The following is a 10,691-nucleotide window of genomic DNA, read 5'->3' on the forward strand; positions in this document are numbered from 1 at the left end:
TCCTTCAAAAACCGGCGGCGCCACTTGCCAACGGTGTGCTCGTGGATGCCGAGTTCGGCAGCCACAGATTTGCTTGGCAAGCCGTCCGCACATCGCAGGATCGCGCGGCACCGCTCCGATAGCGACCGCGCAGCACGGTGACGACGGACTTGTCTCTCCAAGTACGCCCGCTCCTGCGCACTCAGCACCAACGGCTCGATCGGCCGGCCTCTCACACCTGCATTCGCCACAAGCGCTCTCCTCGAAGGTTTCGAGCGCTAATTTATAATGCGACGGACTTGGGTTCCAGATGACTAGTTATCTGCGTCTCTTGGATCTCCACTATTCCGACAGAAATTCTGGTATGTCCTGAAAACCATCGAACGGGTGGACATGCTTCAGGTCCGCCGCCGATGTCCTCTGACGACGGCGCGAGTCTTATGTTGTCAAAACGGGGCGTGTCTCTAAACCTTCGTTCTCTGCAGCTCGCAGGAAATTCCATGTTAGATCATTGCCAGGCCTGGGCTGCCCCTCCCAAACGGCCACCGCCAGAATCCTGTGGGGAGCGCCGGACAGCGAGCGCGCGAGCATCGCAGCTTCTTGGCGGATTCGCGAATTTGCCGCCGCGTAGAGCAGATCATCGTCCTTCTGCGCGTCGTCAAGGACCAACAGGTCACCGGATTTGCTGGCGAGATCCGTTAGCCGGTCAAAACGCCGCCCCCAGTCCTCTCCCCTGTCGGTTACGGAGGTCCGGCGAAATCGTGACCGCTCGAATGGCAGGATAATTCGCAATCGAAGCCGCTGTTGTTCTGCCTCTTCGAGGGCAATGATGTCGGCGCCGCATGCCGCCGAACAGACCAATGCGACTGCAGATTCGCTTCTGAATAATTCGGCTAGCCGTTCGGCGACCAAACCGACATTGCCTGATGGGAATCGCGACGGGTTTGCGTCCGCCCGGTCGATCCGCCGGCCCGCAAGGCCAATGACCGCAGATTTCGGCATAACAGAGTACTCCCACTTGCAGCGTGATGATGCTTATCTGGTCTGGGACAAGCGATCAAACGCGGATCACCGCTTGCCGCGGCGCCCTGCCCGAATTGCGCTGAGGAACCGAAGCATCGCGCGCGCGATGCGCGCCGCGCTACCTCCCGTGGATCTTCCATAAAAAAATCGGTCGACAGATCGGGCTCCACGGAGACCAGATGCAGGCGGTCAACAAGATCGTACGCAAGGGCAAACGGACTTTCCGGCAATTCGCCAACCGACACTCCCGGAATACGCAATAGCAAAAAGCCGAGATCGTCTGCCCCTCCTCTCCGAACCCTCCGAAAAGCGGCGAGACACGAACCGTCAAGCGATAGGCGGCCGCGATGTCATCCTGTGTCGCCTCAGCGGCTACGGGCTACTTCGACTCGAGCACGATGCGCAACTCGCGCGGAGCATTTAGGGCCTGCTGGGGTACGGGTGTAATCGAGTAGCCAATCCGGTTCTGCCATCGGATTGCTCATCTCCCATTGTCACAGTGGTTCCGTGCGCGCCGTGGACTCAAAAAGGTCGCCTGAAATGTCAGCTATGCTCGATCCAAAACGCGGATCGGAGCGTCGACCATGTCGATTGCGCCTCATCCGGTGAGGCGACTTTTCGTCAGCAAGTTTTCTGAAGAATAGGTTTGAAGCTATACTAAAGGGTGAATTATATGCAACACTACAACCTCGCAGTATTTTCAGATCTAATTATCTCGGTCGTCAAAACCATTAGCGAGATACCGCCTTCCGGAGAAAGACGATGATCTGCGATTCAGGCAGGAAGAACTTTCAAGGCAAACGAAGGAACGCCCTGTTCGCCCTGGACACGACAGGCGCCGCATTCGATATAGCCCTTTCCGTGGCGCGGGATCTCGCCGAGGAAGCACGAAACAGGACCTATTACGACGAACTCGGCATCATCGCGGACCGAATACGCTTTTATGAGCCGAACGATGTTCAAAACATCGTTTACTCGGCGCAATCACTGGTTAATCGTGAGATGCCGTTTGCCGCACGGGACGTGCTACTTGCCGCGCGTGCGCTCGTTCCGGGGGGGCATCCTCACTGGTTCGAACTCCAAGGCCTGTTGGGTCGTGTTGCAAAGCAGATATTCCTGGACTCTCCGGATCGGACTTTGGATCGCGCACGCCAATTTCTCGACGAAGCGATTGCCGCCTATCGCACGGCATTCGAGAAGGAGCCCACCAAGGCATTCTGGCACGGCGGCAATCTCGCTGCGTTGCTGACGATCCACCAAAGCTTAAGTGGCGCAGCCAGCCGCGACACGGACCCGGCGGCGTTTTCGAACAGGCTGAAGCAGGTTCTCGATGAGGCCCGCGAGAGCACCAACGTCTGGTGGCATGCGACCTATGTGGAGGCCGAACTCGGCGCCAAAAATTGGCAGGCGGCGGCCGAGCGATTGAAGCTCTTTCTCGATTGTGCGTCCAAACCTTTCCCGGTCGAAAGCCTGTTGCGGCAATTGACCGAGGTCTGGGCACTGGATGGCCCCCGATCCCCACCCATGGTTGCGTCCATGCTAGGACTGCTGCGCGCCAAGCTACTGATCTGGACGGGGACACTCGCGGTGCAAATGAGCGCGGCCGAAATCGCCAGCGGCACCCTTGACTCGGAAAAATTGCAAAAGAGCAGGGACGACCTCCAGAAAGCGTTCGGAGACGAAGCGCCAAGGCTGATCGACTGGTGGATTTTGGGAATCGACCGGGCGAAGTCCGTTGCCGCAATCTGCGCGCCGAATGAGCTCAATCGTCCGGTGCGCATGGGGACCGGATTTCTTGTCAGACTGAGGAACAGGAAGACCGGCGGCGACGCAGGCTGTTTTGTGCTGACCAATGCCCATGTTATCGGCGATCCTAGCCCCTCCGGCGCCGCGATTCCATCAATCGATTCCGCAAGTGTTCGTTTCGAAGGCCACGATCCCGAGCAAACCTTTCCGATCAAGGAGATTGTCTGGAGTTCGCCGGTCGGCCGGCACGATGCTACGGTCTTGAGAATCGACGGCTGTCCAGCCGACATCAAGCCAATTCCCATGTGCCGACAATTTCCGCCGACGGACGGCGGCAGCCCGCTGTATGTCATCGGGCATTCTGGCGGCAACGAATTGGCATTTTCATTCCGGGACAACCGGCTGCTTGACCATGAGGCGCCTCCGACCGGCCGTCCCGGCCAGGCGGGCGTTGTCCTCATGCATTATACGACGCCGACAACCAACGGCAATTCGGGGAGCCCGGTCTTCGTCGAGCGTCAATGGAGAGCCATCGCGCTCCATCACAGCGGGAGCGCCGAGATGCGCAAGTTGAACGGAAAGGCCGGCACCTACCGAGCCAACGAAGGCATTGCCCTCGCCAGCATCTCAGACGCGCTCGCGGCCGACAAAGACCTGGAATTCTGCTTTTAAGTCCGGGAGTCGTCGAATGCCGCAGGAAATGGATATGAAGACCTCCGCGCTCCCCAGCGGAGCACTGTATGCGAGGTTGACTCGCGGGCCTGGCGTATCGACCACAGAAAGGCTCGAAAGCGCCTCCGAAGCCACGGCTCCGCTCGACGATGCAAGGATCAAGCAATCGATCGGCCTCCTCAATAAAGCCTTGGGACGCACTAAGACGAGATTCCGGGGCAGCAACGAACTAGTGGACAGGGTCACGAACGGTGCTGAAACGGGACTGAAAAAGCTCGCTTCCGAAGGAAACGCCGCAAAGCTCTCGGTGAACGAGCGCCTGGGCGTTGAGGCCGTCATCCATGCGGACGGATCGAGGCCGGTCTTCTTCATTCGCGGCGGAGACGTGGACAGGACCGGCGTCGAAGCGGGAAAATGGGGCGAGGCGTTGGACTCTCATATCCACCCCATCCGAGACGTGCTTCCTGCCGTGGGAAGGATTGGGGTCCGGCAAAGCCGGTTTTCCTACTCCGGCACAGGCTTCCTAGTTGGGGAGGACCTGGTGATCACAAATCGCCACGTGTTGCAGACCTTCGCGGTGCAGGGCACCGACGGCAACTGGAGCCTCTACCAGGATACAACGATTGATTTTATAGGCGAAATCGACAATTCGGCGACGCTGAGTTTCAAAATTACAAAGGTCGTCTTTGCTGGCCCCGAGCCCATCCTTGGACTCGATCCGAAACGACTCGATGTCGCATTGCTATCGATCGAACCGCTCATTGCCGGCGCAATACTCCCCGCCCCGGTGGTTCTTTCGAGCAAGAGCGGGACTGTCTCATCCCGACGCGATCTTTACATCGTCGGCTTTCCGGCGGCGGCCGATCTCTATTACGGATCTGGAGACCCGGCCATCGGGACCGAATTTGCCAACGTCTTGAGCTCGCTCTTTCGAGACGAATTTGGCGTGAAAAGGCTCGCGCCCGGCCAGATCGACGCAGGAATCGGGACCGTCGACGACGGCGGCAAACAATGGGCCTTCGAACATGATGCGTCCACCCTCGGTGGCAACTCGGGTTCGATGGTCACGGATTTCGGCGACGGATCGACCGTGATCGGATTGCATTTTGGCGGCGGTCCCAGACGGGAAAACTATGCGCACGCCTTCGCAATGCTGAAATCCGAACTTGCTCGATTTGGCGTCAATTATGCCGAGTGACAGCGCAACTACCCGCATAGCAAGGTACGACCCGAACCGCATCGGAAATTGGCAGGGATTCACGACCATAGGCTTCGCAACTATCGAACATCGAGAACGGCAAATCTCTCGCACCCCGTCGCCCAGGCCATCCTGGAATAGCTGGGCCTCAAGATCGTGTCGGATCCGCAGGCCTTTCACCGTAGGCTGCAAGCGCTTCATATTGCGGATTTGCGCCGGGATATCGGAAACGCTTTGAACGTCATGTCGTCGTTGGTCGCTCGCATCTCTTGGTATCTTGGCTCCTGGGAATCGAACGAAGCGCCGCGATTGTAAGCCAGGGAGACCAACGCACCGAGACTGTCGGCGCTCAAAGTGCTGCTATTTGGGGAGCGCCCTCTCCCCTCAATGCCACCCATTTTGGAGTAGCTTTGCTGCGACGTACCGCAATCGCCGCTTTCCAGGGAACGTCAACGTTGGTGCGCAGATCATGCGCGAGTTGGTCGGCGTCGGCCTCGGTGACGCCAATCATGGCCTCCAGAGCGGCAATCACTGCATCCGGAATGGCGTCCTGCTAATCCTGCATGGCAAGCTTTTGGAAACGTAGCCAACGTCATAGCCTATTCCGATCGTTACGCCGGACGTGCCTTGGAGCTGGTCGGAGTGGAATAGCTTTGCTCGTAGGCACCCTAGCCTCGAGCATCACGATCAGATCGAAAGCCCGATTCGAAATCGGGGTGGTCGATCCCGCGATAGCCGGCGCGTTCTTGGTGTCCGAAGCGCTGCTGGCCATCTCGAAATCGCCTGACTGCTTCAAGCGCTTCATTGTCGGATTCCGAGACGGTGAGAAGGTCGCCCACGGTTTCTTCCTCCCCTCGAGACATTCGGCTAAACTTGTGTTAGAGTTAATTATACACGACAACCAGCCTTACCTGAGATCCGCTTTATCAAGGAGATGATGATGTCCAGCGAACTGGCTCTGGAATCCCAAGGCGGCGACCCGGCATTACCCGAGGAAACGCTTTCGCTGTACCACACCCAGATCGACGAACTCGACAGGATCACAGCGGCGACGGGCCTTGAATCCCCGGCACAGTTTGCAAAGAAGGATGCGGGGGCGCTTTTTGCCCAACAACTGCTCGCTACCGCCAGCGCCGAGGCGGATGCCGGTGTCAGTAGGCGGAGCAACCAACCGCGCGTGACGGAGTATCTGAAACTTCTGGGACTGGATTTTGCGGATGAGAACGGGACCCCCTATCCGTTTTGCGCGGCGGGCGTTTCCTGGGCCACGGCCAAATCCTTCTGCGATCTCGCACCAACGATCCCCTACGGCCCCGAAACACGCCTCGGCCTCTTCCGTTCACTGCTGCAGCCGCTGCGAGCCTACTATTTCAGGCCGGATGCGCGTTGCCAGACGATCGAGAATGACAGCAAGGCGCGGGGATTGTGGGTGAGCGAGACGGCTACTCCGAAACCAGGATGGCTCATTCTTTACAATTGGCATCGAAAATCCACTCCGCAGCATATCGGCATCGTGCAAAGCGCCGATGCAACTTCGCTGCATACAATCGAATTCAATACCTCCCCCGACGACGGACCCAACCAGGGTAACGGCGGGTTTGTTGCAAGAAAGAACCGGCAGCCCTTTCGCTGGGCCGTTCTGGGCTATGTGAAGACCTATGACGTCCCCGCCGGAGCTTGAACGGGTCCACCGCGGATTTTAAAGCGATTCTCAATGAGGGATTTTCCCTGAGAGAGCCGCCGTATCGCGTCACTCCCAACAACGAGAGGTGCCGCTTATCTATGGCGAGATCGAGCCATGCATTTGCCTGTCCTCGCCAATTCTCTGTTGCAGCGCGTCCATCACGCGCGAAGTATATCGCTGGTTCAGGTCTCTCGTGTGATCGCAAAAGGAGCTCAACTGGGCAACGAAAGCCGCCTTTACGCCGGCATCGACAGGTTCGACCAGAATCTTGCCCGCGGCCATATACAGGCTCTTCTTCTCCTTGTCCCACATCTCGAACACCTCTTCGATGCCTTCGACACCGAGGATCGCAACAACTGCTTCAGGATCATTCAAACCACCGTCATCTGCGATCTGCAGGAGCATGTTCAGCGAGTTTCGCATGGCCGATACCCTAGATTGAAGGTCGGTCAGCTTCGTTGCCCGAATAATATCTGGCGAGAAGTCGCTAGATCCCTCCAGGAACATGAAGCGATAACCCAAGCTTACCTGTAGCGCCTTGAGCAACAGGGTCGTAGACGGGTCGCCGTAGTCTTTTGGTTTGAGCAAGGGGATAACGTAGACGTGATATTCGCGAATGCCGCTATAGAGCGTGATTAGCCGGGCGACGAAGAGACGGAAAGTCCTTTTTCTATCATAAGAGAGTATCGTATTATTTTCGACGAAGTCGGTCGTATTGAGCGAGGCCAGAAGCGAGCGAAATGCCTCATTCCACGCATAGGCGACATCCTCGCTCGAAGCGAACTTCAAAAAGGACTCCCAATCGTAGACCTGATCGTCTTGGTCTATCCCAAACGAGTCTCGGCATGAGCCTTGCGTCTGAACCGAGACCGTCGTCAACGCGTCCCGTTTCAGCCTTATGCCGGGCTGTACGCGGATGATCAGCTTGCTCTTCGGAATGACGACGCTCCTCTCCCTATTGCTGATGTCTGAGAAAAGCTTCTGACAAAGGGACAGCGCCAGTGAATTGAAGAAATCGATGCGCTCCCGGCTATGACTGAGCTTTGCCTCCTTCTTGGGCAGCGCTTCGCTGATGATGTCCTGGATATCACTCAAAAACTTGATGACTCCTTCGGTCGCAGTGTCGCTACCGTCCAAAGAAAGCTTCTCAATTTCACGCGGCGCATTACCGGCATCGAACCACACTGCATGAAGGGCTTTGGGCTCGATATCGATCCCTTCAAAGTCGTTGATGGCCGCCGGTGTCTTGTCGAGAACGGCGAACGGAATCATCCGCCTCGCCAGTTTCGGTGCAATGCCCATGTTCGGCTTGAACCGCATGGAGGTGGAAAAACTGCCAATCTCGTAGCCAGTGAACGAATGCCCAGGCTTCAATCTGCCCGTCACGATCGCGATCATGATGTCGGTCGACTCGATACTGTCGTCGATCAAGCGACGCCAATTCAAGCCGACCGGAAACTCGCTCATCATCGTGATGTCGAACGTATCGTAAAAGGCTTTCCGAAGTGTGCTCGCGATGGTATCCGCGATCGCCTGATCCTCGTGCGCATAACTCAGAAAGATGTTGATACTTTCCGCCGTCGAATAAGGCATCGTACTGCTCCCGATCGAACAACGAACGATGGCAACGAGGCAATCATGTTTCCACAAACATTGCTGGCGCATGCGAACTGCCCGTTCCGTTCTCCGCGACTTCGAGGCGGACAACGCCAGAAGGTGCGGCTGTCACGCCGCTTGGTTGACCTCAGAATAGGCAAGATTCGAGACCTCAAGTGTGAAGCAGCTCACAGGATGGCTCTGAATTCTGGCTTTGTGGTCGTTGCAGGGTTTCTCGTTCTTAGGCAAACATCAGCGCCCAAAGCTGGTAGCGGTTGATTGAACAGCATCGGCCTTCAAACTTCAACGGCCCGCGCGACGGCGATTCGAAATAAAAATAACTGAAAGTGCAACAAAAGCTTTCGGCCGTTTAGTAGCAGGCGCCAGCTATACCCTATCATATCATCGCCCAAACACTAAGTTTTCGCTGGCAATTGATTGCCCTCTAAAGGCGTTTATTCCGAAGCCGCAACTGTCTTGCTCTGGTACATTTGAAGCGACTAGTGTATTTCGCTGACAAGTTGTATAATGTATTAGTTTCGTTTAGACTTTGGTTGTCTGGAACTCAATATTGAGGTGCGGTCGCATTGATCCGGATAATGACGCGCAACATTCCCAAATTTTAAGGATGGTCAAGCGTCGGCCGTTCTGATCACAGCGAGTTTGGCACGAGGCGCTTGTTTCTGGGTCGCGCGTCCCCCGCCACCTTAATCGCGATCGGACAGATTGGCGCTGAAACGCTGGCCGGACCATTAGGCGATTCGAGGAGTTGCGAGCAATAGTGAGCGCTCGTCGGAAACTATTTTGAGACTTTTGAGCCACCGCAACTGCGAGGAGCTCCGGCCGTGGAAAGAATTGTAGTACCGCCTGCCATCGACCAACGCATACCAGACACCACAACGGCTGAACTGACGCCGACTGGCGTTTTATTCGATGTTGCTGAGATCACTCTCCCGCAACTAGCTGCTGATCAAAGAATATCGATGTCGGATGTTCGAGATCCAAAGGAAGCTGTGTACCTTGGGGTCATTTGGGCGGTGAATGCCATTTTTGGCGTACTTCTGTTTGCACTCATGGTCAATTCTCCCGAAATCATTTCACCAATTGTCTTCTTTGGCCTAGCAGGGCTCTTTCTGTCTTGGATCAGCTCGAAGCTCTTTCAGGCAAGCATTTTGGGTCACTGCATAGAGGCTTCCTCTGATCAATATCCACATATCCATTCTGTTCTAAAGCAAGCGTCAGAATTTCTTTCGATTCCGGCGCCGCGGATGTTCATTATGCAAGGGCATGGAATGTTTGAGCTATTCGTAGCTAAGCAGTTTATGCGGCGCGGAATGATCACTGTGACTTCGAACATGCTCGACGAATTTGCCATGTCACCTACACTCAAGAACACTTGCACGGCAGGCCCCTCAAGCCGAAGAAGGCACTCTCTAATCGCTTTGGCAATGCTCGCGTCTTCTTGGCTGTAAGAAATGAAGATGTGCGTTGCGACCATCTTTTCATCGACGGTGCCCTCACGTCTGATCTCGATCGTATCGGTTCCCTCAAATTCTGCGAGTGCCGCAAGCCTATCTTCCTCCGGCAGACTGCCCGCCACTGTCACCTTGCCATCGGTGACAAGCTCCGTGAGACGCTGCATCGCGGGAAGCGTTGAAGTGGAAATTGATTTCTGCTCCTCCTCCGAGGTCAGGAAATCGGCTGCGGCGGTGCTGAACCTCGATGGTGCCCCGCGTCGTTTGACCATGCACTTGGCGACACTCGACTGCGCGATTTCGAACCCGAGCTTGAGCAGTTCGCCGTGGATGCGTGGCGCGCCCTAAAGCGGATTCTCCATGCTCATTTGCCGTGTCAGCATACGCAGCTCTATCTGAATCTGCGGGCGCCCTTCCCGCGAGTTAGAATTTCAACGCCAATAGCGACGAAAGCCGGCCCTGTGCCACCGCACGAGCGTCTCAGGCCGGATGATTGTGAGAACCTGCAGGATTGATGGACCAGCGATACAGCTGGATAAAGAACCAGCGATCATGGTTCGTGAGCCGGACGCGACCATGTAGCCTGCGCCTCAAAACATTCAATTGATGTCGAAGCACCGCGTTCTCAGCCTGAAGCCGTAACTTTGACTTGAATGGCGAGCCTAGTCATCTGGAACCCAAGTCCGTCGCATTATAAATTAGCGCTCGAAACCTTCGAGGAGAGCGCTTGTGGCGAATGCAGGTGTGAGAGGCCGGCCGATCGAGCCGTTGGTGCTGAGTGCGCAGGAGCGGGCGTACTTGGAGAGACAAGTCCGTCGTCACCGTGCTGCGCGGTCGCTATCGGAGCGGTGCCGCGCGATCCTGCGATGTGCGGACGGCTTGCCAAGCAAATCTGTGGCTGCCGAACTCGGCATCCACGAGCACACCGTTGGCAAGTGGCGCCGCCGGTTTTTGAAGGATCGCTGTGATGGCCTGCTCGACGAAGCCCGCCCCGGCCGCCCTCGAACCATCAAACGACGATCAGGTTGCTGCCGTGATCGAGCGGACGTTGCGCACGACGCCGGTCGACGCGACGCACTGGTCGATCCGCTCAATGGCTGCGGAAACTGGCTTTTCCCACACCACGATCCGCCGAATGTGGGCGGCGTTCGGCTTGCAGCCACACCGTAGCCAGACATTCAAGTTGTCGAGCGATCCGCTGTTCGTCGACAAGGTACGCGATATCGTCGGCCTTTACCTGTCCCCGCCGAACCGAGCCCTTGTTCTCAGCATCGATGAGAAAAGCCAGATCCAGGCACTTGATCGCGAGCAACCGGTC

Annotated in this window: 8 protein-coding genes and 1 pseudogene; 5 read left to right on the forward strand and 4 right to left on the reverse strand. The window is 56.6% G+C overall.

All coding sequences use genetic code 11. The annotated features are described in order from the left end of the window. Positions 1-230 (reverse strand): helix-turn-helix domain-containing protein (locus N554_RS39015; RefSeq protein WP_197033790.1); only part of this gene is annotated, 230 nt, incomplete at its 3' end. Positions 231-417: 187 nt separating this feature from the next. Continuing rightward, on the reverse strand, positions 418-891 hold the full coding sequence (locus N554_RS37615) for a hypothetical protein (protein WP_051677772.1): 474 nt from the start codon (positions 889-891) through the stop codon (positions 418-420). An 873-nt stretch (positions 892-1,764) separates the two neighbouring features. Here N554_RS37615 and N554_RS0129065 point away from each other — a divergent pair. Continuing rightward, on the forward strand, positions 1,765-3,420 hold the full coding sequence (locus tag N554_RS0129065) for a S1 family peptidase (RefSeq protein WP_029586685.1): 1,656 nt from the start codon (positions 1,765-1,767) through the stop codon (positions 3,418-3,420). Positions 3,421-3,436: 16 nt separating this feature from the next. Next, on the forward strand, positions 3,437-4,618 hold the full coding sequence (locus N554_RS0129070) for a trypsin-like serine peptidase (protein WP_029586686.1): 1,182 nt from the start codon (positions 3,437-3,439) through the stop codon (positions 4,616-4,618). 668 nt (positions 4,619-5,286) lie between these two features. Here the strand turns inward: N554_RS0129070 and N554_RS40500 are convergent. After that, positions 5,287-5,457, reverse strand: coding sequence for a hypothetical protein (locus N554_RS40500; protein ID WP_156042171.1), 171 nt, complete (start codon positions 5,455-5,457; stop codon positions 5,287-5,289). Between the two features lie 101 nt (positions 5,458-5,558). Between N554_RS40500 and N554_RS0129090 the strand changes: the two genes are divergently transcribed. Further along, a complete protein-coding gene (locus tag N554_RS0129090) occupies positions 5,559-6,299 on the forward strand; it encodes a CHAP domain-containing protein (protein WP_156042172.1) in 741 nt (246 codons plus the stop codon). A 99-nt stretch (positions 6,300-6,398) separates the two neighbouring features. On the opposite strand, the gene N554_RS0129095 is transcribed toward N554_RS0129090, so the two are convergent. Further along, a complete protein-coding gene (locus tag N554_RS0129095) occupies positions 6,399-7,895 on the reverse strand; it encodes a toll/interleukin-1 receptor domain-containing protein (RefSeq protein ID WP_029586689.1) in 1,497 nt (498 codons plus the stop codon). An 848-nt stretch (positions 7,896-8,743) separates the two neighbouring features. Between N554_RS0129095 and N554_RS40505 the strand changes: the two genes are divergently transcribed. After that, positions 8,744-9,370, forward strand: coding sequence for a M48 family metalloprotease (locus tag N554_RS40505; protein ID WP_156042173.1), 627 nt, complete (start codon positions 8,744-8,746; stop codon positions 9,368-9,370). Between the two features lie 732 nt (positions 9,371-10,102). Continuing rightward, positions 10,103-10,691, forward strand: a pseudogene (locus tag N554_RS36605) (IS630 family transposase); the annotation flags it as partial.

The organism is Bradyrhizobium sp. URHD0069, from assembly GCF_000701345.1.
GTDB lineage: Bacteria > Pseudomonadota > Alphaproteobacteria > Rhizobiales > Xanthobacteraceae > Bradyrhizobium.